The organism is Stutzerimonas stutzeri (assembly GCF_024448955.1).
Lineage (GTDB): Bacteria > Pseudomonadota > Gammaproteobacteria > Pseudomonadales > Pseudomonadaceae > Stutzerimonas > Stutzerimonas stutzeri_AQ.
Genome location: NZ_JAMOIH010000012.1, coordinates 12,381 through 38,533, shown reverse-complemented (window position 1 = coordinate 38,533; position 26,153 = coordinate 12,381). Strand labels below are relative to the sequence as shown.

The 26,153-nt window shown below is 62.3% G+C and carries 24 protein-coding genes; 10 read left to right on the top strand and 14 right to left on the bottom strand.

The features are described 5' to 3' along the window. Window positions 1-65 precede the first annotated feature (65 nt). From NA645_RS13740 to NA645_RS13730, 3 genes are all read right to left on the bottom strand, one after another. Entirely contained in the window at window positions 66-848 is a 783-nt protein-coding gene (locus NA645_RS13740) for an alpha/beta fold hydrolase (RefSeq protein WP_256049334.1), read from the bottom strand. A 162-nt stretch (window positions 849-1,010) separates the two neighbouring features. Further along, window positions 1,011-2,642: an acyl-CoA synthetase gene (locus tag NA645_RS13735; protein WP_256049333.1), complete on the bottom strand. Its 1,632-nt coding sequence runs from the start codon at window positions 2,640-2,642 to the stop codon at window positions 1,011-1,013. Window positions 2,643-2,820: 178 nt separating this feature from the next. Further along, the gene (locus NA645_RS13730; RefSeq protein ID WP_256049332.1) at window positions 2,821-3,294 is read right to left on the bottom strand and encodes a MaoC family dehydratase; all 474 of its coding nucleotides are present in this window, start codon (window positions 3,292-3,294) and stop codon (window positions 2,821-2,823) included. A gap of 142 nt (window positions 3,295-3,436) precedes the next feature. On the opposite strand from NA645_RS13730, the gene NA645_RS13725 reads away from it, so the two are divergent. Next, complete coding sequence (locus NA645_RS13725) at window positions 3,437-3,925, top strand: DUF421 domain-containing protein (RefSeq protein ID WP_256049331.1); 489 nt, start codon at window positions 3,437-3,439, stop codon at window positions 3,923-3,925. Between the two features lie 25 nt (window positions 3,926-3,950). Here NA645_RS13725 and NA645_RS13720 read toward each other — a convergent pair whose 3' ends face one another. Both NA645_RS13720 and wrbA read right to left on the bottom strand, forming a co-directional pair. Further along, window positions 3,951-5,186: a CynX/NimT family MFS transporter gene (locus NA645_RS13720; RefSeq protein WP_256049330.1), complete on the bottom strand. Its 1,236-nt coding sequence runs from the start codon at window positions 5,184-5,186 to the stop codon at window positions 3,951-3,953. Then, complete coding sequence (gene wrbA / locus NA645_RS13715) at window positions 5,183-5,809, bottom strand: NAD(P)H:quinone oxidoreductase (protein WP_256049329.1); 627 nt, start codon at window positions 5,807-5,809, stop codon at window positions 5,183-5,185. The genes NA645_RS13720 and wrbA overlap by 4 nt, the downstream gene beginning before the upstream one ends. Before the next feature lie 102 nt (window positions 5,810-5,911). Between wrbA and NA645_RS13710 the strand changes: the two genes are divergently transcribed. After that, the gene (locus NA645_RS13710; protein WP_256049328.1) at window positions 5,912-6,820 is read left to right on the top strand and encodes a LysR family transcriptional regulator; all 909 of its coding nucleotides are present in this window, start codon (window positions 5,912-5,914) and stop codon (window positions 6,818-6,820) included. Window positions 6,821-6,835: 15 nt separating this feature from the next. On the opposite strand, the gene NA645_RS13705 is transcribed toward NA645_RS13710, so the two are convergent. Beyond that, complete coding sequence (locus NA645_RS13705; RefSeq protein WP_256049327.1) at window positions 6,836-7,615, bottom strand: IclR family transcriptional regulator; 780 nt, start codon at window positions 7,613-7,615, stop codon at window positions 6,836-6,838. Window positions 7,616-7,730: 115 nt separating this feature from the next. Between NA645_RS13705 and hmgA the strand changes: the two genes are divergently transcribed. Together hmgA and fahA are read left to right on the top strand one after the other, a co-directional pair. Next, on the top strand, window positions 7,731-9,026 hold the full coding sequence (gene hmgA, locus NA645_RS13700; protein ID WP_256049326.1) for a homogentisate 1,2-dioxygenase: 1,296 nt from the start codon (window positions 7,731-7,733) through the stop codon (window positions 9,024-9,026). Between the two features lies 1 nt (window position 9,027). Further along, window positions 9,028-10,335, top strand: a complete 1,308-nt coding sequence (gene fahA / locus NA645_RS13695; RefSeq protein ID WP_256049325.1) for a fumarylacetoacetase — start codon at window positions 9,028-9,030, stop codon at window positions 10,333-10,335. Between the two features lie 84 nt (window positions 10,336-10,419). Here fahA and NA645_RS13690 read toward each other — a convergent pair whose 3' ends face one another. The 8 genes from NA645_RS13690 to NA645_RS13655 form a co-directional block, all read right to left on the bottom strand. Further along, complete coding sequence (locus NA645_RS13690) at window positions 10,420-11,439, bottom strand: hypothetical protein (RefSeq protein ID WP_256049324.1); 1,020 nt, start codon at window positions 11,437-11,439, stop codon at window positions 10,420-10,422. Window positions 11,440-11,442: 3 nt separating this feature from the next. Then, window positions 11,443-11,691, bottom strand: a complete 249-nt coding sequence (locus NA645_RS13685) for an acyl carrier protein (protein WP_256049323.1) — start codon at window positions 11,689-11,691, stop codon at window positions 11,443-11,445. Continuing rightward, entirely contained in the window at window positions 11,688-13,607 is a 1,920-nt protein-coding gene (locus tag NA645_RS13680; RefSeq protein ID WP_256049322.1) for an HAD-IIIC family phosphatase, read from the bottom strand. Before NA645_RS13680 ends, NA645_RS13685 begins: the two co-directional genes overlap by 4 nt. Before the next feature lie 37 nt (window positions 13,608-13,644). After that, entirely contained in the window at window positions 13,645-15,183 is a 1,539-nt protein-coding gene (locus NA645_RS13675; RefSeq protein WP_256049321.1) for an MBOAT family O-acyltransferase, read from the bottom strand. Between the two features lie 621 nt (window positions 15,184-15,804). Continuing rightward, on the bottom strand, window positions 15,805-17,145 hold the full coding sequence (locus tag NA645_RS13670; RefSeq protein WP_256049320.1) for a short-chain fatty acid transporter: 1,341 nt from the start codon (window positions 17,143-17,145) through the stop codon (window positions 15,805-15,807). Window positions 17,146-17,278: 133 nt separating this feature from the next. After that, the gene (locus NA645_RS13665) at window positions 17,279-18,460 is read right to left on the bottom strand and encodes an acetyl-CoA C-acetyltransferase (protein ID WP_256049319.1); all 1,182 of its coding nucleotides are present in this window, start codon (window positions 18,458-18,460) and stop codon (window positions 17,279-17,281) included. A 77-nt stretch (window positions 18,461-18,537) separates the two neighbouring features. Continuing rightward, window positions 18,538-19,197: a CoA transferase subunit B gene (locus NA645_RS13660; RefSeq protein ID WP_256049318.1), complete on the bottom strand. Its 660-nt coding sequence runs from the start codon at window positions 19,195-19,197 to the stop codon at window positions 18,538-18,540. Window positions 19,198-19,222: 25 nt separating this feature from the next. Beyond that, complete coding sequence (locus NA645_RS13655; RefSeq protein ID WP_256049317.1) at window positions 19,223-19,921, bottom strand: CoA transferase subunit A; 699 nt, start codon at window positions 19,919-19,921, stop codon at window positions 19,223-19,225. Window positions 19,922-20,070: 149 nt separating this feature from the next. Here NA645_RS13655 and NA645_RS13650 point away from each other — a divergent pair, with 149 nt between their 5' ends. From NA645_RS13650 to NA645_RS13625, 6 genes are all read left to right on the top strand, one after another. After that, on the top strand, window positions 20,071-20,967 hold the full coding sequence (locus NA645_RS13650; RefSeq protein ID WP_256049316.1) for a LysR family transcriptional regulator: 897 nt from the start codon (window positions 20,071-20,073) through the stop codon (window positions 20,965-20,967). Window positions 20,968-21,176: 209 nt separating this feature from the next. Continuing rightward, window positions 21,177-22,130: an AraC family transcriptional regulator gene (locus tag NA645_RS13645; RefSeq protein WP_256049438.1), complete on the top strand. Its 954-nt coding sequence runs from the start codon at window positions 21,177-21,179 to the stop codon at window positions 22,128-22,130. A gap of 217 nt (window positions 22,131-22,347) precedes the next feature. Then, the gene (gene benA, locus NA645_RS13640; protein ID WP_256049315.1) at window positions 22,348-23,709 is read left to right on the top strand and encodes a benzoate 1,2-dioxygenase large subunit; all 1,362 of its coding nucleotides are present in this window, start codon (window positions 22,348-22,350) and stop codon (window positions 23,707-23,709) included. After that, window positions 23,710-24,198 carry a benzoate 1,2-dioxygenase small subunit gene (gene benB, locus NA645_RS13635; RefSeq protein ID WP_256049314.1) on the top strand — a complete coding sequence of 163 codons (489 nt, stop codon included), beginning with the start codon at window positions 23,710-23,712 and terminating at the stop codon, window positions 24,196-24,198. Window positions 24,199-24,208: 10 nt separating this feature from the next. Further along, window positions 24,209-25,219 carry a benzoate 1,2-dioxygenase electron transfer component BenC gene (gene benC, locus NA645_RS13630; protein ID WP_256049313.1) on the top strand — a complete coding sequence of 337 codons (1,011 nt, stop codon included), beginning with the start codon at window positions 24,209-24,211 and terminating at the stop codon, window positions 25,217-25,219. A gap of 153 nt (window positions 25,220-25,372) precedes the next feature. Further along, the gene (locus NA645_RS13625; RefSeq protein ID WP_256049312.1) at window positions 25,373-26,149 is read left to right on the top strand and encodes a 1,6-dihydroxycyclohexa-2,4-diene-1-carboxylate dehydrogenase; all 777 of its coding nucleotides are present in this window, start codon (window positions 25,373-25,375) and stop codon (window positions 26,147-26,149) included. Window positions 26,150-26,153: the final 4 nt, after the last annotated feature.

Genomic DNA, 26,153 nt, shown 5'->3' with positions numbered 1-26,153 from the left:
TCTTTATTGCCCCGGTTGAACGCATTGCTGCTGCGTGCTCTTGCCCGCCATTGGCGGGCCTTTTTTCATTCAGCTTGAAGAAACCGAACAACCGCCTCGACGACAACTTCCGGCTGCTCGCGGTGCGGGACGTGATGGCAATTATCGACCAGCAATTTCTGCGCGGGGCCGCGCCCTAGCTCGACGATGCGTTGTGGGTGCGTTTCGGAGCCGTATTCGTCTTCGAGACCATGAATGGCCAGCAGCGGGCAGGCGATGCTCGGCGCGGTTTCTTCCAGTGTCCAGCCGGCGTAGGTCTCGGACAGCCAGGTGTCGATCCAGGCCGAGAGCACCCATGCGGCCTTGTCGCCGTGATATTTGCTCAGCCGGTCCATCTGACCGGGCTCGGCAAAGGCGGCCTGAGCCTGGTGGATGCCGTCCAGGGTCCGCTGCTCGACGAAGGCTTGCGCCGACTCGGTGATCAAGGCGCGGCATTGTTGCGGGTAGCGCGCCGCGATGCTGGCCGCCATGGCGCCGCCCACGCTGTGGCCGAAGACGATGAAGTGCTCGATGTCCAGCGCCTGCCATACCGGTGGGAAAAAACGCTCGGCCTCGTCGCGAATGAAGCGGTTCGACCAGTCGCCCGGATGCGGTGCGGAACGGCCGAAGCCCAGGCGGTCGTAAGCGATGACGTCGCGTGCGGTGGCCGCCGCGAGCCGCTCGGGAAAGTCGCGCCACAGCTCAACGCAACCGAGCGAGTCGTGCAGCAAGACGATGGGTATCTTGCGCGAGTGGCTTGTGCACCAACGGCGGGTGAACACGTCGCCGTGCTCGGTCGGCACGTAGCGATCTTCGGTCGAAACGGTCATGCATGGTTCCTTGCAATGAATACCGCTCGCCCGATGCGGCCATGCCGGGTTGTATGCGTACGGGCGAGTGAAAAGCGTGTTGCCAGCCGGAGCAGCTGTTCGAAGGGGAGCGCGTTTAGCCGGCTGCTCGTCACCGTGACGCCACGATGGCCGGCTTTAGCTTCAGCTGGTTACCGCCGTTGATGGCTGCGCAGATTTTTCCCGATCACGGAGAAGGAATCGCTGGATCTTGCCGCTCGGGGTTTTGGGCAGCTCATCGACGAACTCGATCTCGCGCGGGTAGGCGTGGGCGGACAGACGTTGACGTACGTGTTGCTGCAGCTGTTCGGCCAACGCGGCGTCGCCCTCGTGGCCGGCATGCAGCACCACGAACGCCTTCACCAGTTCGGTGCGCTCCGGATCGGGTTTGCCGATGACCGCCGCCTCGATCACCGCCGAATGCTCGACCAGGGCGCTCTCCACATCGAAGGGGCCGACGCGATAGCCGGATGTGGTGATCACGTCATCGGCACGGCCCACGAAGCTGATGCTGCCGTCATCGTTCAGCTCGACGGTGTCGCCGCTCAGGTAGTAATCGCCGACGAAGGCTTTGGTTTTGGTGCCCACATAGCCTGAGAACCAGAGCAACGGCGAGCGGCGACGGTCCAGCGCCAGCATACCGGGCGTGCCTGGCTCCAGTTCGCGTTGCTGGTCATCCAGCACCACGACGCGGTGTCCGGGCATGGCGTAGCCCGCCGTTCCGATGCTGACCGGGTGACTCAATGCATGGTGATTGCACAACACCATGCCGAGTTCGGTCTGGCCATAGTGATCATGGATGGTGCAACCGAGGCCGCTGCTGAACCAGCGGATGACCTCCGGCGTGAGTGGTTCGCCGGCACTGCTTACGGCACGCAGACGGCCCTTGATCTGCGCTTCCACCTCGTTGCGGGCCGCCAGTAGCAAGCGGAATGCTGTAGGGGAGCCGGCCATGTTGGTGATGCCGTATTCGCGGACCACGCGGCACGTGCTGTCTACGGTGAACCCGCCTTCATAGAACAGCGTGCTGTGGCCCATGGCAAGCGGGCCCGTGACGGCGTAATAAAGGCCGTACGCCCAGCCTGGATCAGCGATGTTCCAGAAGTTGTCTTCAGGCCGAAGGTCGACTGCGTCCCGCATGTAGGTGACGAATGCCACGATGGCCTTGAGCGGCACATGCAGCTGCTTCGCAGGCCCCGTGGTGCCGGAGGTGAACATCGCGAGAAAGGGCGCTTCGGCGTCCAGCAGCACCGGCTCGAACTCGGGCGACTGACGATTCACCTGGGTCCAGAAATCATCGGCGCCGTTTCCCACCACAAGCCGGCGCGGCGCCGCTTCGATGGCGTCCAGCTTCTCGCTGTTGGTCGCGTCGGTGACCACCATTTTTGCGCCGGATTCTTTGATCCGATGCTCGACTGCTTTGGGGCCGAAAGCAGTGAATAGCGGCTGGTAAATAGCGCCGACGCGCCAGGTACCAAGAATGGTGATCAGCAATTCCGGCGTGCGCGGCAGCAGACCTGCGACGGTATCGCCCGGCTTGATACCGTGGCTGTCCAGCAGATTGGCGAAGCGGGCGGCGGCTTCCTTGAGCTGCGCGAAGGTCCAGGTGGCGCGCTGGCCGTCGCGGCCTTCCCAGACGAGGGCTACCTTGTCCGAGTCTGCGTGGCGGTCGCAGCACTCGACACAGGCATTCATGGCCGAGAGATCACCAGAAAGAATCGCGGCGACCGTCTGGTCATAATCGAACTCGCTGGCCGCAGTGGCATAGTCGCGCATGTCTGGCTCCTGGGTTTCTTGTTATTGGTCCCTGGATATTGGCTCCGCCTGGACGCTGCAACAATGGCAAAAGCCATCAACCTCGATGAGCGGTTTGGACAAATATCGGGGGGCCGATGAGCGGTCTAGCAAGCCGCCCGCAGTCCAGCGTCGCAGCGGCTCTGGCCCGCGGTTTTCTTTAGGCCGCTCCGTTGGTTGGGTCGCCTTCGGCAACCATCTCAGCGAGGCGAGCCCGCTCCGCGTCGCCCGGTAGGACACCGGTGGTTTGCGCCTCGAGGACTGTTACGCCGTCAGGGTTGGTGATGGTGATTACCGCCGTGGCCCGGCCGCGATCGTCGATTTCCGTGATGCTCCAGCGGCAGGAGAGGGCTTCGTCGGCATAGACAGGCCGCCTGAAACGGAACGTCATGCCGGAGGCCAGCCACCCGATCTGCCCGCCGATTTCGGTGAGCAGGCTGGCGGTCAGCAAACCATGGGAAACCGGAGCCTTGAAGTTGCGCAGACGGGCGTAAGGTTCGTCGAGATGGACCGGATTGTAGTCCCGCGACAGGTGCGCGAACTGCCGAATTTCATCCGTTGTGAATGTGCGGGTCACGACGAACTCATCACCCACTGCAAGGCCTTCGATGGCTCGTTGTCTGAGTTGCTTCATGACGTCTCCGATTTGCTTGCTGGACCAGGCGTTGTCGTTCCGGTGACGAGCATAGCTGTTTCGGATAAGCGGCCAGCGGTGCGGACGCGATTGGTCGTGTCGTCTGGTCTGATGCAGACATCGGCCCGCTCTGGAACCTGACATGCTTGAAAACCTCGGAATCGAGACCTCGCTTTGGGAAATAGCCCTGCGCGGGTCGGCGGTCTACCTGCTGCTGGCAGTCGTGCTGCGCCTGGCGCCCAAACGTCATTCGGGCAGCCTGTCTCCCAACGATATGATCGCGCTGGTGATCATCGGCAGCCTGGCGGCCGACGGCATTCGTGGGGACGCCATGTCACTGGGTGATCTTCTGTTGATGGGTTTGGTGATCGTGATCTGGGATTACCTGTTCAACCTCGCCGAGTTCTACCTCCCGCGCCTACGAAACGTCACCCAGGATTCGCCGACCTTGCTGATTCACAACGGGCAGTTGTTACGGAAAAACCTACGCAAGGAAAAGCTGACCGAGGAGGAAGTTTCGGCAAATCTGCGCAAGCACGGCATCAACGACATCGCCGAGGTGCGCTACGCCGTCCTGGAGGTCGATGGCCAGATAAGCGTGATCGAACATCAATCGAAACCGGCCGAGTGATAAAGCGGGCAGCGGGAGACGGCCTTCAAATTACAGGTTTACCGCTGGGTGCATTCGGCGGCCGTTGTCTGAATGACGCGCTGCGTTGGAAAGCAGGACGCAAAACACCCGCGATTGCACAGGCCGCTATTGCCGAAACCACTACCACCGCGCCAGCCGCTCCCCAGCCAAATGCTGTGGTTGCGCTACCTACGGCCACCGGACCGAGCAATTGTCCAAGATTGCTCCCCTGCATGATCAAGCCAATGGCAATCGGCACGAGCGCCGCGTTAGGCGAGAGCAGCGGTGCGCTAGCCAACAACGTCGCCGGGACCAGTCCGCCAACCGCTGAGAAAACGAGGCACAAGATGAACGTCGGTAATGCCGGAAACAGGCCGAGAAATATGCCCAGCCCGGCTGCGCCCATGACGCTGCTCGCAACGATCATGAGCGAAGCGCGGCCGGCCCCACGCGCCATCAGGTAGCCGGCAGCAAGATTACCGCTGATGTTGATGGCGCTCGCCAACGCGGTTATCAGCCCGGCGCTATGGTGGGAGATGCCCATGCGCTCCATCAACAAGACCGGCAAGAAGCTGAACAACGCGAAGAACATCAGGCTGTAGAGCGCAAAACAGACGGCCAGCAAAGGGGTGCCGCTGGAGGACAGCAAGCGGCGAATGTCTCCAACCATGCGTCGCAGAGGCTGGCTACCGGGCGCTGCGCCGCGCGGTACGCAACAAGCCACCACCAGCGCCGCAACCGCTGCGAGTCCCGCGCTCGACCACCAGAACGACTGCCACGTATGGAACAGGGGCCCGGTCAGCATCGCGATCGCCATCCCGCACGGCATGAAACAGCTCCATAGCGAAAACGCCATATCGCGCTGCGAACCGGCCGTGAGACGTTGCATGATCGCCGGCCCGGCAACGGTGATGAGGAGAAAGCCGAGCCCCTCAAAAAGCCGGGAGGCCAAGAGAACGGGGTATGAGGGTGCGATAGCCCCAACCACGCTGGCAAAGGCCATCACCACCAGCCCCAACAGCAACATGCTTCGATCACCGGCAGTGGCCACCAAGGCGCCGGCCGGTGCGCCGCCGAGAAGTCCCAGGACAGCGAATATGCCGGTAAGCCATCCGGCCTGGCCGAGGCTCAGATGCAGGTCCGCCTGCAGCATTGGCGTCGCGATGGCGGCCTTGCCTACTTGCAACGCCGCAACGACTCCACAACCGAGGATCAGCCAGACAATTGCGCGGGGCCGTGCGCTGGAGGCTCCGGTGTTCACTGCGGCACACCGATGGGAGACGCCGCGAGCGCCGCAGCCACTCGTGCAACATGCCAACCCTGAAAACGAGCCCCGTCCAACTCGTTGTCGCTCGGTAGGCGACTGCCGCCGTTGCCGTCATCAGCAAGCGTCGAGGCGCCGTATGGCGTACCTCCGCTAATCGCGTCCATTCGCAGTTGCCCTTTGAAGCTATAAGGCAGCCCAACCACGATCATGCCCAGATGGAGCAGCACCGTGTGCGTCGCTAGAAGTGTGCTCTCCTGACCGCCGTGCTGGCTCCCCGTCGAGGTGAATACGCTACCCGCTTTGCCGACCAGTTTGTCCTCGAACCACAACCCACCGCACTGATCGAAAAAGTTCTTCATTTGCGATGCCATGTTGCCGAAGCGTGTCGGCGTGCCGATCACGATGGCATCGTAATCCGGCAGCTCCGACACGGTGGCCACGCTGGCGGGTTGGTTCAGCTTGTAGCCGGCCCTTTCAGCAACCTGCTCGGGCACCAGTTCGGGCACCCGCTTGATCACCGCCAAGGCGCCAGCCTGACGAGCGCCTTCGGCGACCGCTTGGGCAAGCGCTTCGATATGGCCGTAAGAGGAGTAATAGAGCACCAGTACTTTTGTCATGTCAGTCACCCGCCTAGCGTTTGTGGACGGGATAAGCCTATCCATTCCAAACGTTCTGCAAGAGTGATAAAAAAACGAACAACTTGATCTGCAGGAAAGATCATGCTGAATGGGTTGACGCTGGATCAGATTCGCACTTTTGTTACCGTGGTCGACAGCGGAAGCTTCCGCTCCGGCGCCGCGCGTTTGCTGCGTGTGCAGTCGGCGGTCAGCCATACGATCGCCAATCTGGAAGCTGAACTGGGTCTGCAACTGTTCGACCGTTCCGGCTATCGGCCCGTACTGACGCCGGAAGGGCAAGCCTTGCTGGCCAATGCTCGCGATCTTCTTCTCAGGGCTGATGCCATGCGGGCGCGGGCGCGCTCGCTGGGCGAGGGGGTCGAACTCGAATTGTCGCTGGTGGTGGATACCCTGTTTCCGCTCGCTGCGGCGGCGCAGGCGATGACCCAGGTGCGTACGCAGTATCCCTCGATCAGCTTCCGCCTGGAGTCCCAAGCGCTGGGAGGGCCACTCGCGGCACTAGAAGAAAAGCGCTGCACGCTCGCTATCGTTGTAGGCGAGGATTTTCGCAACCCGAGAATTGCGCTGGAAGCGATCGGCTCGGTTCAGCTGATTGCCGTGGTGCATGCCGATCACCCGCTAGCCCAGATAAATAACGGAAAGCCGCTCGGGTTGCCGGATCTCGCTGACCATCAGCAAATCGTGCTATCCGACCCCACGCCGCTATCGGAAGGCAGAACGTTCGGCGTTCTCTCGCCGTATACCTGCCGGGTGAATACTCAGGAAGCAAAGTTCGCGCTTATTCGCGCAGGCCTCGGCTGGGGCCGGCTGCCGGCCTGGCAGGTACAGGACGACCTCGATGCGGGCCGGTTGGTGCGCGTTGGCCTTTCGGATCTCGGCCGAGGCAGCCAAGTGCAATATGAAGCCTATCTGGCGCACCGCCTCGATGAGGCGCTCGGGCCGGTCGCTCAGGCCTTCCGCCTAGCCTTGGCCGAGCAGCCGGAGGCGTGAAGGACGGACATCAAATCAAAAAGAAGCACCCATCCGCTCGCTGATTGCACGAGCCACCTTCAGCAACTGCCGCGCGGCTTCGCCATCCACATCGGCCATGAAACCGGGCTCGGCGCCGACGATCGTGATGACGCCCGCCAATTGCTGATTGCCATTGAATAGCGGCGCAGAGAGTGCATTGACGCCGGCCATCAGCAGACCGTGCACGTGTTGAATGTGGGTGCGCTGCAGTTCTTTCATGGTCGTGGCTAGCGCTGCGGAGGAGGGCGCCGACGGCCGTTGCAGTTCCTCTTCGCGCAGCTCGGCAGTTTCCGCGTTCGGCATGAAGGCGTTGAACACCAGCCCGGTAGACGAACCCAGCAACGGCAGCACGGAACCCACCTGCGTCACCAGCGTGACGGCCCGCACCGCCTGCTCGACATGCACGACGGCCGGGCCACGGTTGCCCCATACGGCGAGAAAGCAGGTTTCGTTGAGCTCGTCGCGTAGTTGCGCGAGGTGTGGCGTTGCCAGCTTGACCACATCCAGCCGACCCAGCGCCGCCAGGCCGACGAACAGGGCGGCGCGGCCCAGACCATAATGGTTGGTCAGCGGATCCTGCTCGGCGAACCCGCTGGCCATCAGAGCCTGCAGATAACGGTGGACCTTGCTGGCTGGCATGCCGACGTGTTCGGCCAGGCGCGACAGGGATGTCGCCGGGGCCAGTTCGGCCAGTGCCGTGAGGATGTCCGTGCCCACTTCGGCGGCCTGCACTTTCTGTCGGCGGGGCGCCGTGTCTGCGTTGTTATCTGCCATGAATTCAATCGCCTGTTTTTGCTGGCTGCCTGGAAGGCGCTGTTTATAGCTTGACGCCCAAGTGAGTTCAAATTACTTTTTGCGTAAACGCATTACGCTAAAAAGAGAGACGGCTATGCAATCACAACAAGAAACCTCTCGATACCTGTCCGGTTTCGGCAACGAGTTCAGCAGCGAGGCCTTGCCCGGTGCGCTGCCGGTCGGTCAGAACTCGCCGCAGAACGTGCCGTACGGGCTCTATACCGAACTGTTCTCAGGCACCGCATTTACCGTGCCGCGCAGCGAAGCGCGGCGGACCTGGCTATACCGCATCCGTCCTTCGGCCAATCACGGTCAGTTCCAGCGTCTGGACCGGCAAATCGGCAGCGAGCTGGGGCCGGTCACGCCTAACCGGTTGCGTTGGAGTCCTGAGCCTTTCCCCGAGACCGCGACCGATTTCCTCGATGGGCTGATGTGCATAACGGCCAACGCCGAACCCAGCCAGCCGGCTGGGGCGAGCATCTACCGCTACGCGGCGAACCAGTCGATGGAACGGGTGTTCTTCGATGCCGACGGCGAGCTGCTGATCGTGCCGCAGCAGGGCGCGCTGAAGCTGGTCACCGAGCTTGGCGTGTTGGATGTCGCGCCGCTGGAGATCGTGGTGATCCCGCGCGGAATGCGATTCCGTGTCGAGCTGCTGGAAGCGACCGCACGCGGCTACGTTTGCGAGAATCACGGCTGCGCGTTGCGTCTGCCGGACCTCGGGCCGATCGGCAGCAATGGCCTGGCCAATCCGCGCGACTTTCTCGCGCCGGTCGCGCATTTCGAGGAACGCGACGAGCCGGTGCAGCTGGTGCAGAAATTCCTCGGCGAGCTCTGGTCGACCGAGCTGGATCACTCACCGCTGGACGTGGTCGCCTGGCATGGCAACAACGTGCCTTACAAATACGACCTGCGCCGTTTCAACACCATCGGCACGGTCAGCTTCGACCACCCTGATCCGTCGATCTTCACCGTGCTGACCTCGCCAAGTGCCATCCACGGCATGGCCAACATCGACTTCGTGATCTTCCCGCCGCGCTGGATGGTGGCGGAAAGCACCTTCCGTCCGCCGTGGTTCCACCGCAACCTGATGAACGAATTCATGGGTTTGATCGACGGTGCCTACGATGCCAAGGCCGATGGTTTCTCGCCTGGCGGCGCCTCGCTGCACAACTGCATGAGCGCGCACGGGCCGGATCAGATTTCGACTGAACAGGCGATCAAGGCCGAACTCAAACCGCACAAGATCGAGAACACCATGGCCTTCATGTTCGAGACCGGCCAGGTGCTTCGTCCCACACGCCAGGCGCTGGAAAGCCCGCAGCTGCAGAGCGACTACGATAGCTGCTGGGCCGGCCTGGCCAAGACCTTCGACAAGAATGAGAGATGACATGACCGCACAAACAGAACTTCGCAGCTGGGTCGAGTCGGCCAACGGCCTTTCGGACTTCCCCCTCGCCAACCTGCCGCTGGGCGTGTTCAGCCGTGACGGCGGCGAGCCACGTGGTGGCGTCGCCATCGGTGATTTCATCCTTGATCTGGGCGCTGCCTGCGACGCCGGTCTGTTCGACGGCCAGGCGCTGGACGTGGCGAAAGCGGCCAGCGGTGGCAGCCTCAATGCTTTTTTTGCACTTGGTGCGTCAGCCCGCAAGGTATTGCGCGGGGCGTTGCAGGACCTGCTCAGTGAAGGCAGCGCACAACGCGAGCGTTTGCAAAACATGGGTGAATCGCTGCTGCAGCCGATGACTCGCTGCCAACTGCACGTGCCGGCCAAAGTGGGCGACTACACGGATTTCTACGTCGGCATCCACCACGCCAACAACGTCGGCAAGCTGTTCCGTCCGGACAATCCGCTGCTGCCCAACTACAAATACGTGCCTATCGGTTATCACGGTCGCGCGTCGACCATCGACGTCTCAGGCGCGACGGTGAAGCGTCCCAACGGCCAGACCCTGCCGCCGGGCGCCAGTGAGCCGAGCTTCGGCCCGAGCAAGCGGCTGGATTATGAGCTGGAGCTGGGTATCTGGGTCGGCGAAGGCAACGCGCGCGGCGAGGCGATTGCCATTGGTGAGGCGGGCAGCCATGTCGCGGGCTTCTGCCTGCTGAACGACTGGTCCGCGCGCGATCTGCAGGCATGGGAATACCAACCGCTGGGGCCGTTCCTGTCCAAGAGCTTCGCCACCAGCGTGTCGCCCTGGGTGGTGACGCCGGAAGCGCTGGAACCCTTCCGCTGCGCCCAGCCGGCGCGCCCCGAAGGCGATCCGCAACCGCTGCCGTATCTGTACGACGAACAGGATCAGCAGCAGGGCGCGCTGGATATCGAACTGGAAGTCTTGCTGCTGACCGAAGCCATGCGCGAGCAGGGCCTGCCGGCGCAACGCATCGCCTTGAGCAGCACGACGAACATGTACTGGACCGTGGCGCAGATGGTTGCGCATCACAGCGTCAATGGTTGCAGCCTGCAACCGGGCGATTTGTTCGGCTCCGGCACCCTATCCGGCGCGAGCGCCGACAGCCTTGGCAGCCTGCTGGAAATCACCCAGGGCGGCAAACAGGCGCTGGAGCTGCCTGGTGGCGAGACGCGAACATTCCTCGAAGACGGCGACGAGATCATCCTCAAGGCGCGTTGTCGCCGCGAGGGTTATCCATCGATCGGTTTTGGCGAATGTCGTGGTCGCGTGATGCCCGCGTCGCGTTAAGCACGATTCGGCCGTGTCGGGTTCCGTTCCTGTAGGGCCGAATTCATTCGGTCACGGAGTTGCGGTGGCCGAACAAGTCTGGCCCTACGGTTTTGCCGGAACCCTGCGCATCTGCTCGGCCAACGCAACGGAAAATTCCTGCGCGGCGGACCAGCGCAGGTGCACCGCATCGACGAACGAATTCACCGGCGTGCGCCAGTCCTTGTCGGCGTTCCAGTAGGTGCCGCCAGTGCTACCCAGCGCTTCGGCGACACGCTTGTCGAAATCGGCTAAGAAAGTGCCGTCCGGGTCGTACTGTTCTTTCCACTGCGGATGCAACGGGGTGGAAACGACCATCAGGCTGCGGTTTTCGCGTTGCAGCCGTGCGCTCATTTCGCGCAGCGCATCGAAGCAATTGTCATCCAGCGCATCCGGGCGGCCATACATCAAATGGCGGGTGTTGCTGGTGACCAGCGGTCCATCGCCGAAGCGGTTGAACACCAGCGGGTCCCATTCGATTTGTCCCGCGCGTTGAGCCTTTACCGTCAGGGCATTGCGCGCGAGGGATTTGGGCGCGAAATAGCGCATGTAATAGCCCCAGTGCGATGCGCCTTCATAAACGTAAGGGTCGACGTGCTCACGGTTGAACACCGCGGTCGGGACCTTCCAGCAGCCTGCAAAATCCTGCGGATCGGCGATCATCACCACGCTGCGGATACTCGGCTCACGATCGAGCAACCAATGCCCGACATACACCGACTGGTTGGCGAACAGGCCGCAGAAGGCGCCGTTCATGGGGCGTGTTTCCGGCATCGCCTTGGTCAGGACATTGCCATCCACATGCCGCCAGGCCACTGATGAGCCGATGATCAGCAGATTGGGTGAACGAATCGGGTTGTTCCGCAGAAAGCTGAGTTTCTCGTCAATGCACAGGTTGTTGGAGAACGCTGGCGGTGGCAGGTTGCCGGTTCTGTCCAGGCCCAGCAGGCTCAGGCAGAACAGCGTCAGGGCGCCGAACAGGCCGGCGAACAGCGACAGCAGATACCGCGAACTCACCTGTCCCGGTGCGCTGGCCGTGCTGGCTGCGGTGCTCCCGTCCTGGGGAATGTCTGCGGTATGGGACATAGCCTATTTTCCTTCAAGCTTGGCGCCGATGACCTGCGCGAAGTGGCCGACGTTGCGCAGCGACTCCAGCTCCGCCGTGCGGAACTTGATGCCGAAGCGTTGTTCCGCCGCGACCGTGAGCATGACATGGGTCTGGCTGTCCCAGCCCTCGATGTCGTTGGCGGTCATCTCCGGCGAAAGGACGATGCTGTCGTCGTCGAACACGTCATGAAAAACCGGGGTGAGTGCTTTTATTACCTCTGCTTCGGTCATGCCTTTACCTCGATGAAGTGGCGGGGCGTGCGGGTGGATGTGAGTTCGTAGCGCCAGAAAGTGGCCTCGCTGGCGGCGTCCGCCGGGGCCGGATGTTGGACGAAGCCCAGCCGGGGAAAGTGTTCGGCGACCATGCCGTTGCGTTCGGTAGGACGGTATTCGCCGATCAATGCGTCATAGCCCGCGGCGCTGGCCGCCCTGGCGAGCACCTCGAGCACGGCTTCTTCGACCTGCCGACCCAGTACGCGACAGCTCATCAGCCAGCTGTCGATCAGCAACTCATCGTCGGCGATCGCCGCATCCGGTCTGGCCAGCACGACGCTGATCAGGCCGTTGTCGCCGAACTTGTCGGCCAAGCGGATCGCCAGCGCCACCGAGCGTGGATCGCTGGCAATGCGGTCGACTTCCGCTTCGCCGTAGCGGCGCGTGGTGAGGTTGAACTGGTTGGTCTTGTTGATTAGTTGCGTGCTGCGGGCGAGCTCGGCGGCGCCGATCGGCGTCGCGGTCAGCACCATCTCCAGGCCGCGCAAGTAGCCTTCCATGTCGGTGGCCTGGCTCAAGGCCGCTTTGCGCTCGGCATTCAATGCATAGTTGCGACCACGGCTGGCATCGTCCGAGGTAAAGGAAACCGCCTCGAAGTAGCCGGCCGCCGCGACACGCGCTGGATAGTCGGCTACATCCTCGGGCAACTCCGGGACAGCGACTTCGGGTAGCTCACGGCGCACGATGTCGCGCTCGGCCGGGTTGTCATCGACGAAGACCAGGCTGTCCAGACCGATATCCAGCATTGAGGCGATGCGGCGCAGGTTGCCTGCCTTGTCGTCCCAATTCGCGACGAAGGCGGCGATATCGCTGCGCTTGAGCGCCATTTCCGGATGCTCGAACGCCGCTTCGGCGACGCTCGGATCGTTCTTGCTGCACACCGCGAGGATGACGCCGCGGCGGGCCAGCAGCGCCGCGTAGCGCTGAAAAGCGAGGAATGCTTCACCGCTGGGCGAGCCTTGGCCGAGATGAATCCCGTCGACCCCATCATCACCGATCACGCCGCCCCATAGCGTGTTGTCCAGATCCAGCACCAGGCATTTGCGCGACAGGCCGAGGCTTGCGGCGGCGATGCGTGTCAGTTGATCACCATATAAAGGTGCCAGGTTCGGGCTGACCAGTTGCTTGGCCTGGTGCCAGCGCAGCGGTTCGGCCAGGCCGTCGCCGTAGCTGCCACGCGCCGCTTCCCAGGCGAGATCCATCAGCAGCACGCCGTCTTCGCGGGCAGCGCTGCGGATGGCCGCATTCAGTCGATCGATCACGGCATAGGGCGCGGCAGGCACCAATGCCTCGAACGAGCCGAAGATCGGCGGGTCGGCCGGCACGATGGTTTGCTGCACCACCTGGGCGGCATGGCGCTCACGGGCGCGGCGCCAGAGCAGCCGCAGTTCTTCGGTGCGCTCGGCCACCGCTGCATCGACTTCCGCTTGCGAAGCCTCCAGCGGCAGCTGCAGCGGCGCGTCACGGGCGTCCAGCGCCAGGATGATCAGCTGCGGGGCAAAGTCGGCCAGTTCCGGATCGTCCATCAGCAGCGCCTGGCGGTACATGCCATAAGGCGCGACGTGAACAGAAAGTGCCAGCCGCCGTTGCAGCCCGGCCACGCGGATTGCTGGCACCAGATGATCCACCGTGTGTGAGGAGAGCAGGGCGATGCGCAGTGGGCGCAGCCCCGACACCGTTGCCTCGCCACGGATCATGGCGCGTAGCCCGTCGGTTGCCAGCCGATCCAGGCGTGCGGTTTGGGTGAAGTCCCGCCGATACCCCGAGAGCCGCGCAGCCGCTGCGAGGCGTGTGAGTGGGTCGGTCTGACGCTTGGCCTCGCCGATGGCTGCGCTCAGGTCTGGATGTTCGGCTAGCCAGAGAAGCTGATCCATTAGCCATTAACTCCTTCGAGGGTTGGAACGGGATTGCTCAGAACTGGAAGTAGAGAAACTCGGTAGGGGCGACGGAGAACGCCACGGCAAGGGCGAGGAACCCCAGCACGCCGATGGCGACGCCGATTACCGGAGTCGGATTCCATGAGGTAATCGGTAGCCAGCGCAGCAGCAAGCTTTCGCTCGGCTGCGCGTTCAGGGCGATGCGGAAGCGCGCCATCCACTGCTGCACGTTGGGCATCAGCCAGACGAAGGCGAGCAGCAGCGCGACGGTGAGATAGTCCGACTTGTCGAACTTGGTACTCAGTTCGCTCAAGCCGACCATGCCCGACAGTATCGCCATCGCCGCCGAAACGCTCTCGGCGCGGAAGAACACCATCGCCACGACCACGCAGAGAAAGGTCAGCAGCACGGCGCCGCAGTGATGCAAGAGCTTGTCGCTGTCGAGCGGCAGCCCTCGGCGTGCCTTGTAGGCCCGGAAACCATGGGTGACCGCCAGATAAAAGCCATGCAGCAGGCCGAACACCACGAACTGCCAGCCCGCGCCATGCCAGACGCCGGAAATGAACATGGTCAGCACGGTGGGGTAGGCGAGCAGCACGACAAAGGTGCCAAGGCTCATCTTGCCCCGGCGTGGCAGCGGTTTGCCCGCCGCCATGCGCGAGCGCGTGATGCGCATGACGATGGGGTTGTAGATGTAGGCGGTGAGAAAGCGCGTCAGCGTCATATGCCAGCGCGACCAGTAGTCGATAAGGTTGTGCGCCTTGAACGGGCTGTTGAAATTCATCGGCAAGCGCAGGCCGAACAGCAGTCCGAGGCCGATGGCCATGTCGCTATAACCGGAGAAGTCGAAATAGATCTGCAGCGTGTAAGTGAGTGCGCCAAACCAGGCGTCGTAGAGCGCTGGTACGGTGCCATCGGCAGCGATGGCGAAGATCGGCGAGGCCTTGGCGCCCAGCGGGTCGGCGATGATCACCTTCTTGAACAAGCCGAGCAGGAACACCGTCAACCCCAGGGACATGTTGTCCAGCCGCGGGCGAAAGGTGTCGCGATCCTTGAACTGCTTGAGCATTTCGCTGTGGTGGGTGATCGGGCCAGCGATTAACTGCGGAAAGAATGTGATGAACAGGCAGTAATTGACGAAGTCGTGCTCGCTCACTTCGCCATCATGAGCATCGACCAGATAAGCGATCTGCTGGAAGGTAAAAAAGGAAATCGCCAAGGGCAGGATGATGTCGCCCACCGACCAGCCCAGGCCGAAGGCATCGTCGAGCGTAGCGAATAGAAAACCGGTGTACTTGTAATAGCCGAGCAACGCCACGTTGGCGGCGACGCCCAGCACCAGCAATGTGCGCGACGGTCGACGCATCAGAGCGCCGCCGACCAGGTAGTTAACCACCATACTGCTGATCAACAGCGGCACGTAAGCCGGGTTCCACCAGCCGTAAAACACCAGCGATGCCAGCGTCAGCCAGACGGCTACAAGGCGTTGTCTACCACTGCCCGCAAGAAGGATGAAACCAAGAAGTACCACCGGAAGAAACCCGGCGATAAATACCGCGGAGTTGAAGAGCATCGTCCTTTACTTCCCTGAACATCCATTGCCGTCCCGGAAATCAGAACGGGGGTCGCGTCGTGCATCGCTACGTCCCGGCAAAACATGCTCGGGGCGCTCGATTTCCATCGTTGCCGGCGGCCATGAAGGCGGCGCCGCAGCAGGCCTAGTTCCTTTCACTGCACGGATGCTTAGCTCTGTCTGTTACTGCGACTCAAGTCTGAAACAAAAAGTTTCGGAGGTGAACTAGGCGCTAACTCCGTTCAGACGAGTGGATATGTAGAGAAAACAAGCGAAACGGTGGTACTAGAGCCTCTGCATTGTGGTCGCCGGTGGGCACTGCGGCGGGCGGTCGCGCGGAGCACGACGCAGAGGGGTTAATCGCGCTGGCCGTTCTGATTTGGACAGTCCGGTAGGGTGGACTGGGCGGCGTTCCGCTTCAGCCCACCGTGGCTGCTGATGAACTTCGTCGGTAACGGTGGCGACGATGTCGAGGGCGGCGCGCTCGGGCTGGATCGCCAGCAGGCTGGCTTTGATCGCGCGTATCGAAACGGCGTTACTCACTCTGAGCGGAGTGGTTCGCACCGTGCGGGTTGCATCAAGGATGAAGGGCAGGGCCATTGCGGCGCCTGCCCTTTTTTGTCAGCCGAGGAAATAAAAGCAGCCGGATATAACCAGGCCCGAGTACACCAGGATCAACAGGCAATAACCCATGATGTCGCGCGCGCCGAGGCCGACAATGCCGAGGATTGGCAGCGCCCAGAACGGCTGAATCATGTTGGTCCAGGCATCACCCCAGGCGATGGCCATGGCCGTCACCGCCGGCGTCACGCCAAGCGCTTGGCCGGCTGGCAGCATGATCGGACCTTGCACGGCCCACTGGCCGCCACCGGACGGTACGAAGACGTTGACCAGGCCGGCGCTCAGGAAGGCTAGTACCGGAAAGGTATCGGCCGACGACGAGGCGATGAACGACTCGGTGATCTGCTTGCCCAGCGACAGGCCCTCGGCGTTGGCGCCGACCATCATGCCCATGATTCCCGCGTAGAAGGGAAACTGGATGACGATGCCGCTGATCCCGCCAATACCGTCTTGCACTGCACGCATGTAGCGCTCGGGCGAGCCGTGCAGCAGCAGGCCGATGAACAGGAACAGGCCGATGACGATATTGAGCGTCAGGGCGAAGCCGTTCTCGGCGAAGTAGTAGATGAAGTACACCGCACCCAGGGCGACGATGATCAGGTTGAGGATGCGGCTGTCGTCCAGGCGCTGGGCCAGCGTCTCGCGCGGCAGCGGCTGATGTTCCGGCTCCAGCAGCAGCGCGGGATCGGCGACTTTCGGCTGCTTGGGATGCATGGCCCAGTTGAGGATCGGCAGACCAATGACCAGCAGCGCGATGATGGTCAGGTTCAGCGTGGTGAACAGCGTATCGCCTACGCCGATGGCGCCGGTGATCACGCCGCCGGTCATACGCTCCAGGTCCGCGCCACCGGTCGCGAGCGACAGCGGAACCGAGCCGGACAGGCCGCCGTGCCAGATGAGGAAGCCGGAATAAGCCGCGGCCACCAGCAGCGGATAGTCGACGCCTTTGACCTCCCGGGCCAGCGCACGGGCGAAGACTGCGCCGATCACCAGACCGAAGCCCCAGTTGATCCAGGAACCGGCCAGGCCCACCAACGTGACCAGCACGATGGCCCGGCCAGGGGTACGCGCGATGCGGGCCAGGCCAGCGAGCAGGCGGTGAATGGCCGGGGCGCTGGCAAGTGCGTGGCCGGTGACGAGAATCAGCGCCATCTGCATGGCGAAGGTGAGCAGATTCCAGAATCCTGTGCCCCAGTGCTTCGCCATGGCCGGCAGACCCTGACCGGTGACGAGCATGCTGGCGGCCAGCACGATGAGACTGAGAAGAATGGCGAAAACGAAGGGAGAGGGTAGGTATCGCTGTACGAGCTTTACGCTCAAAGAGGTAACGGCGCCGAGCATGGTTGTGATCCTGTGTTGTTTTCTTTGTTATGAGCGGCGCGCGTGCGTGGCGCGCGCCGTTATTTCATCGATGTCTTCAGGCGGGCCTCAGGACCGCGTTTGGAATCCTCCTATGTGATCTGGCGAGAGCCGTTCAGTTGCGCTCGATAGCCAGCGCAACACCTTGACCACCGCCAATGCACAGGGTGGCGAGGCCTTTTTTGGCGTCTCGACGAATCATCTCGTGCAGCAGCGTCACCAGGATTCGGCAGCCCGACGCCCCGATTGGGTGGCCGAGCGCGATGGCGCCGCCGTTGACGTTGACCTTGTTCGCATCCCAGCCGAGTTCCTGGCCGACCGACAGCGCTTGGGCGGCGAAGGCTTCGTTGGCTTCGATCAGGTCGAGCTCGTCCAGCGACCAGCCGGCCTTATCCAGGCAGCGTCGAGTCGCCGAGACCGGCGCGATACCCATGATCGCGGGGTCGACGCCGGCGTTGGCGTAGGCCTTGATTCGTGCCAGAACCGGTAGGCCGAGCGCCTTGGCCTTGTCGGCGCTCATCAGCAGCACGGCGGCGGCGCCATCGTTGAGGCTTGAAGCATTGCCCGCAGTGACCGATCCATCCTTTTTGAAGGCTGGCCTGAGTTTGGCCAGCGCGTCGGCTGTGGTGCCAGCACGCGGCTGTTCGTCGGTATCGAAACGCAGCGGCTCGCCCTTGCGCTGGGGAATCTCGATTGGCGCGATCTCGTCCTTGAAGCGGCCCGCCTCGATGGCGGCGACGGCTTTCTGCTGCGATGAGGCGGCGAAGGCATCCTGGGCTTCGCGGCTGATGTCGAACTTGTCGACCAGGTTTTCTGCGGTGATGCCCATGTGGAAATCGTTGAAGGCGTCCCACAGGCCGTCACTGATCATGCTGTCGACCAGTTCGGCATGGCCCATGCGCAAGCCCGTGCGGGCCTTGGGCAGCACGTAGGGCGCCAGGCTCATGTTTTCCTGGCCGCCGGCGATGATCACTTCGGCGTCGCCGCAGCGGATCGCCTGGGTGGCCAGGTGCAGCGCCTTGAGGCCGGAACCGCACACCTTGTTCAGCGTGAAAGAAGGGACTTCGTGCGGGAGACCGGCCTTGACCGAGGCCTGGCGTGCGGGGTTCTGGCCGGCGCCAGCGGTCAGCACTTGGCCGAGAATCACTTCATCGACCTCCGCCGGATTCAGCCCGGTCTGTTCGAGCAGGCGCTTGATCACGGCGGAGCCCAGGTCCGGGGCGGCGATATTGGCCAGCGCGCCCTGGAAGGCGCCAATGGCGGTACGGGTAGCGGCAACGATTACGACGTCTTGCATGGCGAATCTCCTGGATTCAAAACGGGAAAAGCCCCGCGTGCGACAAGCGCATCACGAGGCTCCGAAACGATGCGGGATCAACCGAACTGCATTTCCGGTACATGGTCCGGTACCACCAGTTCACCGGCGGTCTTGGCGACGATTTCCTCGACGCTCACGCCGGGGGCGCGCTCCTTGAGCACGAATGCGCCATTCTCGATTTCAAGATAGGCCAGATCGGTCAGCACACGCTTGATGCAGCCAGCGCCGGTCAGCGGCAGTGTGCACTTGGACAGCAGCTTGGACTCGCCGTCCTTCGACGCATGGGTCATCAGTACGATGATGTTCTCAGCGCCAGCGACCAGATCCATCGCGCCGCCCATCCCCTTGACCAGCTTGCCGGGGATCATCCAGGAGGCGATGTTGCCCTGCACATCGACTTCGAAAGCACCGAGTACGGTGAGGTCGATATGGCCGCCACGGATCATCGCGAAGGATTCGGCGGAGTTGAAAATGGAAGCGCCGATGCGTGCGGTGACGGTCTGCTTGCCGGCGTTGATCATGTCGGCGTCGAGCTCTTCCTCAGTAGGAAAGGTGCCCATGCCGAGCAGGCCGTTTTCCGACTGCAGCATCACTTCCATGCCTTCGGGCACGTAGTTGGCGACCAGCGTCGGGATACCGATGCCGAGGTTTACGTAGTAGCCGTCCTGCAGTTCGCGGGCGACGCGCTGGGCCATTTGTTCGCGAGAAAGTGCCATCGTCTATTCCTCTTATTCTTTTTGATTAGCTACGGACGGTGCGCTTTTCGATGCGCTTCTCGAAGGTGCCGCAGATGATGCGGTCGACGTAGATGCCGGGCGTATGGATCTGGGTGGGATCGATTTCGCCGGGCTCGACGATTTCCTCGACTTCGACCACGGTGATCTTCGCGGCGGCCGCAGCCAGCGGATTGAAGTTCTGCGCGGTGTGGCGGTAGATGACGTTGCCGTAGCGATCGGCCTTCCAGCCCTTGACGATGGCGAAGTCGCCGGTGATGGCGTGTTCGAGAATGTGCGGGCGGCCGTTGAATTCGCGCACGTCCTTTCCTTCGGCGATGGGCGTGCCGTAGCCGGTGGCGGTGTAGAAGGCTGGAATGCCAGCGCCGCCGGCGCGCATTTTCTCGGCCAGGGTGCCTTGGGGCGTGAGCTCAACTTCCAGCTCGCCATTGAGCAGCTGCTTTTCGAACAGGGCGTTCTCGCCGACGTAGGAGGCGATCATCTTGCGGATCTGCCGGTCTTCCAGCAGCACGCCGAGGCCGAAGCCGTCGATGCCGCAGTTGTTGGAAACCACGGTCAGGTCGCGAGTGCCTTTGCGCTTGATCTCGGCGATCAGGTTTTCCGGGATGCCGCATAGACCGAAACCGCCAGCCAGTACGGTCATGCCGTCCTGTAGCCCCTCAAGGGCTTCGGCATAGGTGCTGACGCGTTTGTCGAAACCAGCCATAAACCATTCCTTCTTGTTGTTGATTGTTAACCCGAGTGTCGGCGTCGCGATTAGATTTGTTAAGTTGATTTTTAAGCGTTATTAATTGGCAAAGTTAAACAATCAACGCAGCGAATAGCCGCCGCTGTGGCCCGATCCGGATTCAAACCATGACCATCAAACAATTGCGTGCGTTTCTCGCCGTGGCGCATACCCTGAGCTTTGCCCAGGCCTGCGAGCGTCTGCATTTGTCGCAATCGGCGCTGAGCCTGACGATCAAGTCTCTGGAAGACGGGCTAGGAGGGCGGTTGTTCAGCCGTACCACCCGCGCGGTGAGCCTGACGCCGGAAGGGGAGGCGCTTTTGCCGCTTGCGCGCCGGTTGCTGGCTGATTGGGATAACGCCGAGGACGAACTGCGCCAACGCTTCACGTTGCGCCAGGGGCGGGTGGCGCTGGCCTCGATGCCCTCGTTTGCTGGCAATCTGTTGCCGTCGGTCCTGAAAACGTTCCGCCAGCAATATCCGTCGATCAGCGTCACGGTGCATGACGTGATCAACGAGCAGGTGATGGACATGGTTCGCGACCGGCACGTCGAACTGGGCATCGCCTTTGAACCCGAACCCACCACGCCGCTGAGTTTCACGCCGTTGTATACGGATCGCTTCGTGGCGGTGGTGCCCGCCGACTCGGTGCTGGCGAGCCAGGCTGAGGTGAGCTGGGAGGCGCTGCTCAAGCAACCCGTCATTACCCTGCAGCGGCCCTCTACCGTGCGCTTCATGCTCGAGGATCATCTGCGCCAGCGTGGGCGTAGCCTGCCCGTGCAGTTCGAAAGCCATCAGCTGGCAACGGTCGGACGCATGGTCGCCAGCGGTTTGGGCGTCAGCGCCGTGCCAGCGCTGTGTCGGGAGCAGATGCTGGAACTCGGGGCTCGTTGTGTCGCGCTGGGTGACCCGGTGATCGAGAAGCCGGTGGGCATACTGACCAAGCCCGGCCACGAGCTTTCGGTCGCTGCCCAGGCCATTGCCGATACCCTGCGTGCTTCCAGGAATTATCCCGGCATGGCGTAAACCGTTCTGCGAACGCTCCGCTGGTCGGACGGCAGCGAAAATGTGCGGTTACCGGCCGGTCGACTGTTGGCCGTTGGTCCAATCACTTATTGTGCTCGAACGCGTTAACGTTGATTTGAATCAGGCCTGGGTGGCGGCAATGCGCCTCGGTTGGGTTTGGCGACCGGCAATCATGCTGGCGTAACTATAAAAATAGCGAGTGCCTGATGATGGATAGTCTGCTGAAAGAGCGAAGCATGATTTTCGATCGCGCCGATCCTCACGCGGTGTCCGAGTACGTCAATCAGCACGTCGGTTCGCATTGCATCCAGCTACCTCGCACCGGTAATCCCCAGGCCAGCCTGAACCATTGCAAGTTCGGCAAGCTCGACCTCTGTCAGCTGAGTTACGGCGGCAGCGTGCATGTCACCTCGCCGGCGCTGGAAACCATCTATCACCTGCAATTGCTGCAGCGCGGGCACTGCCTCTGGCGTGGTCGCGGGCAGGAGCACTACTTCACGCCCGGTGAGTTGCTGCTGATCAATCCGGACGATCCGGTCGACCTGACCTATTCCGACGACTGCGAAAAGCTCATCGTCAAGGTGCCCGCGTCCTTTCTGGAAAAGGCCTGCACCGAGAACCAGTGGCGGGCGCCGAGCGAGGGGATTCGTTTCGCCGCCAACCGCTACGAGCTCAAGCAGCTCGACGGCATCGAAAGCCTGCTCGGGCTGATCTGCCAGGAGGCCGAAGCCGAGCACTGCATCCCGCAACTGCAAGACCAATACAGCCGCATCATCGCCTCGAAACTGCTGTGCACCCTGGCCAACAACATTCACCGCGAGCCGCTGACCGAGAGCTGTCCGTCGTTCGGCCGCATTACCGACTATATAGACGAGCACCTGAAGAAGGACATCTCGGTCGAGCAGTTGGCGCAGCTGGCGAACATGAGTCCGCGTTCGCTCTACATGTTGTTCGACCGCAAGGTCGGCACCACGCCGAAGTCCTACATCCGCCAGCGCAAGCTGGAGCAGATCCGCGGGCGCCTGAGCGATCCGGCGGACAAGGTGCGCAATATCACTGAAATCGCCATGGACTATGGCTTCCTGCATCTCGGGCGCTTCTCGGAAACCTACAAGAGCACCTTCGGCGAACTGCCTTCCGACACCTTGCGCCGCCATCACTGAAGCCTCTGAGCCGCTGTCGATCTGACGGTCGCGGCTCCTTCTCCCTTCGTTCATCCTGCCGCCGCCTCCCGCAACGGGTGGTGCGTTCGCCTGCGGCAATTTGCCATCTTGTCGTTTGCAGAAAACGGATAGAGGTCTTGCAGGAAACGGATATTGGTACCTCTCCCAGCGGCATAGCCTTCATCACGTTGAAACAATAACAATGGAGGCCCCGGCCATGGCCCTGGGATTCGATTACCTTGATTCGCTTGTTGAAGATGACAAAGAAAAAGGCATCTTCCGCTGCAAGCGCGAGATGTTCACCGACGAGCGCCTGTTCGACCTGGAGATGAAGCACATCTTCGAGGGCAACTGGATCTACCTCGCTCACGACAGCCAGATTCCCGAGAATAACGACTACTACACCACCTACATGGGTCGGCAGCCGATCTTCATCGCTCGCAACAAGGAAGGTGAGCTCAACGCCTTCATCAATGCATGCAGCCATCGCGGCGCGATGCTCTGCCGCTTCAAGAGCGGCAACAAGGCCACCTACACCTGCCCGTTCCACGGCTGGACCTTCAACAACTCCGGCAAGCTGCTCAAGGTCAAGGACCCCAAGGAAGCCGGCTACCCGGACAGCTTCAACTGCGACGGCTCCCATGACCTGAAGAAGATCGCCCGCTTCGAGTCCTATCGCGGCTTCCTGTTCGGCAGCCTGCGCGAGGACGTCGCGCCGCTGGAAGACTTCCTCGGTGAGTCGAAGAAGATCATCGACATGGTCGTCGACCAGTCCCCCGAAGGCATCGAAGTGCTGCGCGGCTCCTCCAGCTACGTCTTCGGCGGCAACTGGAAGCTGACCGCTGAAAACGGCGCCGACGGCTACCACGTCACCGCCGTGCACTGGAACTACGCCGCGACTCAGAACCAGCGCAAGCTGCGTGAGGCCGGTGAAGAAATCCGCACCATGAGCGCTGGCGGCTGGGGCAAGAAGGGCGGCGGCTTCTACTCCTTCGAGAACGGCCACCTGCTGCTCTGGACGCGCTGGGACAACCCCGAAGACCGTCCGCTGTTCAGCCGCCGCGATGAGCTGGTCGCCGAAGTCGGCGAGGCCCGCGCCGACTGGATGATCGGCAACTCGCGCAACCTCTGCCTGTACCCGAACCTGTACCTGATGGACCAGTTCGGCTCGCAGCTGCGCATCGCCCGACCGATCTCGGTGGACGAGACCGAAGTCACCATCTACTGCATCGCGCCGAAGGGCGAAAGCGACGAAGCGCGCGCCACCCGCATCCGCCAGTACGAAGACTTCTTCAACGTCAGCGGCATGGCCACACCGGACGATCTGGAAGAATTCCGCGCCTGCCAGGCTGGTTACCAGGGCCGTGCCATGGAGTGGAACGACATGTCCCGCGGTGCCAAACACTGGATCGACGGCCCCGACGAGGGCGCCAAGGAAATCGACCTGCATCCGCTGCTCAGCGGCGCACGTTCGGAGGACGAGGGGCTGTTTGTCATGCAGCACCGCTACTGGCAGGAACAGATGATTAAGGCCGTCGAGGCCGAACAGGCGAAGCTGATCCACGTGGAGGGCGCTTGAATGGCCATTACCTACGACGCCGCGCGCGACTTTCTCTACCGCGAAGCGCGCTACCTCGACGACAAGGAGTGGGACGCCTGGCTGGAGCTTTATGCCCCGGATGCCAGCTTCTGGATGCCGGCCTGGGATGACCGCGACCAACTGACTGAAGACCCCCAGCGCGAAATTTCGCTGATCTGGTACGGCAACCGTCGTGGCCTGGAAGACCGGGTCTTCCGCATCAAGACCGAGCGCTCCAGTGCAACCATTCCGGATACCCGGACCACGCACAACATCAGCAACCTCGAGCTGCTCGAACAGGCCGATGGCGTCTGCAAGCTGCGCTACAACTGGCACACCATGAGCTTCCGATACAAGACCGTCGATCATTTCTACGGCACCAACTTCTACACCTTGGACGTGCGCGGCGAGAACCCACTGATCAAGGCCAAGAAGGTCGTGCTGAAGAACGACTACATCCGCCAGATGATCGACGTGTACCACCTCTGAGGGCGCCGCCATGACTCATAAGATTGCTTTGAACTTCGAAGACGGCGTCACGCGTTTCATCGACGCCAATATCGGCGAAACCGTTGCCGACGCCGCCTATCGCCAAGGTATCAATGTTCCGCTGGATTGCCGCGACGGCGCTTGCGGTGCCTGCAAGTGCTTTGCCGAGGCCGGGCGCTATGACCTCGGTGAGGAATACATCGAAGACGCCCTCAGCGAAGACGAGGCCGAACAGGGCTATGTGCTGACCTGCCAGATGCGCGCCGAGAGCGACTGCGTGATCCGCGTGCCGGCATCGTCCCAGGTGTGCAAGACCGAGCAGGTTTGCTACGAGGCGGCGATCAGCAACGTGCGCCAGCTGTCCGAGAGCACCATCTCGCTGTCGATCAAGGGCGATTCGCTGACCCAACTGGCGTTCCTGCCGGGGCAGTACGTCAACCTCAAGGTGCCGGGCAGCGACCAGACCCGCGCCTACTCCTTCAGCTCCATGCCGCGCGATGGCGAAGTCAGCTTCCTGATTCGTAACGTACCGGGCGGGCTGATGAGCAGCTTCCTGACCGGCCTGGCGAAATCCGGCGACAGTCTGAGTCTGGTCGGCCCGCTGGGCAGCTTCTACCTGCGCGACATCAGACGCCCGCTGCTGTTGCTGGCTGGCGGCACCGGTCTGGCACCGTTCACCGCCATGCTGGAGAAGATCGCCGAGCAGGGCAGCGGGCATCCCCTGCACCTGATCTACGGCGTGACCCATGACCACGATCTGGTGGAGCTGGACAAGCTCGAGGCCTTCGCCGCGCGGATTCCGAACTTCACCTACAGCGCCTGCGTGGCCAGCCCCGATAGCGCCTATCCGCAGAAGGGCTACGTCACCCAGCACATCGAGCCGAAGCACCTGAATGACGGCGAGGTAGACATCTACCTCTGCGGCCCACCACCGATGGTCGAGGCGGTCAGCCAGTTCATCCGTGAACAGGGCCTGCAGCCGGCGAATTTCTACTACGAGAAATTTGCTGCCAGCGCCTGAGCACAAGGTGCGCAAGGTTTTTCCGTAGGAGCGAGCTTGCTCGCGAAAAAGGTCAGCAGGTTCGCCTGGATCAACGCACCGAAAAGCTTCGCGAGCAAGCTCGCTCCTACGGAAGCTGCGTAGCGGGTTTTCGGCTCCTTCGAGGAAAAGTAAATGAACAAGCGTTTTGAAAACAAAGTCGCGGTGATCACCGGCGCCGCTCAAGGCATCGGCCGCCGCGTCGCCGAGCGTTTCGTTGCCGAGGGCGGCAAGCTGGTGGCGGTTGACCGTTCCGAACTGGTGCACGAGCTCGCCGACCAGTTGGGACAGGGCGCCGAAGTACTGACCCTGACCGCCGATCTCGAGCAGTTCAGCGATTGCCACCGCGTGATGGATACGGCGAAGGAGCGCTTCGGGCGTCTCGACATCCTGATCAACAACGTCGGCGGCACCATCTGGGCCAAGCCGTTTGAGCACTACCAGGAACACGAGATCGAGGCCGAAGTGCGCCGCTCGCTGTTCCCCACGCTCTGGTGCTGCCATGCCGCGCTGCCGCACATGCTGGAGCAGGGGGCGGGCGCCATCATCAACGTCTCTTCCATTGCCACCCGCAGCCTCAACCGCGTGCCTTACGGCGCGGCCAAGGGCGGCGTGAATGCGCTCACTGCTTGCCTCGCGTTCGAAAACGCCCAACGTGGCATTCGCGTCAACGCCACCGCGCCCGGCGGCACCGAAGCGCCGCCTCGGCGCATCCCGCGCAACAGCGCCGAGCAGAGCGAAGACGAGAAGCGGTGGTACCAGCAGATCGTCGACCAGACCGTCGATTCGACCCTGATGAAGCGCTACGGAACCATCGACGAGCAGGCCGGCGCGATTCTGTTTCTGGCCTCCGACGATGCCAGCTACATCACCGGCGTGACCCTGCCGGTGGGCGGTGGCGATCTCGGCTGACAGC

Bases quoted from the DNA above. Each gene is read 5' to 3' on its own strand.
- wrbA (WP_256049329.1), bottom strand. From the start codon at position 5,809: ATGACAAAAGTACTGGTGCTCTATTACTCCTCTTACGGCCATATCGAA.
- fahA (WP_256049325.1), top strand. From the start codon at position 9,028: ATGACCGCACAAACAGAACTTCGCAGCTGGGTCGAGTCGGCCAACGGC.
- NA645_RS13730 (WP_256049332.1), bottom strand. From the start codon at position 3,294: ATGAAGCAACTCAGACAACGAGCCATCGAAGGCCTTGCAGTGGGTGAT.
- NA645_RS13650 (WP_256049316.1), top strand. From the start codon at position 20,071: ATGACCATCAAACAATTGCGTGCGTTTCTCGCCGTGGCGCATACCCTG.
- NA645_RS13690 (WP_256049324.1), bottom strand. From the start codon at position 11,439: ATGTCCCATACCGCAGACATTCCCCAGGACGGGAGCACCGCAGCCAGC.
- NA645_RS13645 (WP_256049438.1), top strand. From the start codon at position 21,177: ATGGATAGTCTGCTGAAAGAGCGAAGCATGATTTTCGATCGCGCCGAT.
- benB (WP_256049314.1), top strand. From the start codon at position 23,710: ATGGCCATTACCTACGACGCCGCGCGCGACTTTCTCTACCGCGAAGCG.
- benC (WP_256049313.1), top strand. From the start codon at position 24,209: ATGACTCATAAGATTGCTTTGAACTTCGAAGACGGCGTCACGCGTTTC.
- NA645_RS13665 (WP_256049319.1), bottom strand. From the start codon at position 18,460: ATGCAAGACGTCGTAATCGTTGCCGCTACCCGTACCGCCATTGGCGCC.
- NA645_RS13685 (WP_256049323.1), bottom strand. From the start codon at position 11,691: ATGACCGAAGCAGAGGTAATAAAAGCACTCACCCCGGTTTTTCATGAC.
- NA645_RS13725 (WP_256049331.1), top strand. From the start codon at position 3,437: ATGCTTGAAAACCTCGGAATCGAGACCTCGCTTTGGGAAATAGCCCTG.
- NA645_RS13675 (WP_256049321.1), bottom strand. From the start codon at position 15,183: ATGCTCTTCAACTCCGCGGTATTTATCGCCGGGTTTCTTCCGGTGGTA.
- NA645_RS13625 (WP_256049312.1), top strand. From the start codon at position 25,373: ATGAACAAGCGTTTTGAAAACAAAGTCGCGGTGATCACCGGCGCCGCT.
- NA645_RS13710 (WP_256049328.1), top strand. From the start codon at position 5,912: ATGCTGAATGGGTTGACGCTGGATCAGATTCGCACTTTTGTTACCGTG.
- NA645_RS13740 (WP_256049334.1), bottom strand. From the start codon at position 848: ATGACCGTTTCGACCGAAGATCGCTACGTGCCGACCGAGCACGGCGAC.
- NA645_RS13660 (WP_256049318.1), bottom strand. From the start codon at position 19,197: ATGGCACTTTCTCGCGAACAAATGGCCCAGCGCGTCGCCCGCGAACTG.
- NA645_RS13670 (WP_256049320.1), bottom strand. From the start codon at position 17,145: ATGCTCGGCGCCGTTACCTCTTTGAGCGTAAAGCTCGTACAGCGATAC.
- NA645_RS13680 (WP_256049322.1), bottom strand. From the start codon at position 13,607: ATGGATCAGCTTCTCTGGCTAGCCGAACATCCAGACCTGAGCGCAGCC.
- hmgA (WP_256049326.1), top strand. From the start codon at position 7,731: ATGCAATCACAACAAGAAACCTCTCGATACCTGTCCGGTTTCGGCAAC.
- benA (WP_256049315.1), top strand. From the start codon at position 22,348: ATGGCCCTGGGATTCGATTACCTTGATTCGCTTGTTGAAGATGACAAA.
- NA645_RS13655 (WP_256049317.1), bottom strand. From the start codon at position 19,921: ATGGCTGGTTTCGACAAACGCGTCAGCACCTATGCCGAAGCCCTTGAG.
- NA645_RS13705 (WP_256049327.1), bottom strand. From the start codon at position 7,615: ATGGCAGATAACAACGCAGACACGGCGCCCCGCCGACAGAAAGTGCAG.
- NA645_RS13735 (WP_256049333.1), bottom strand. From the start codon at position 2,642: ATGCGCGACTATGCCACTGCGGCCAGCGAGTTCGATTATGACCAGACG.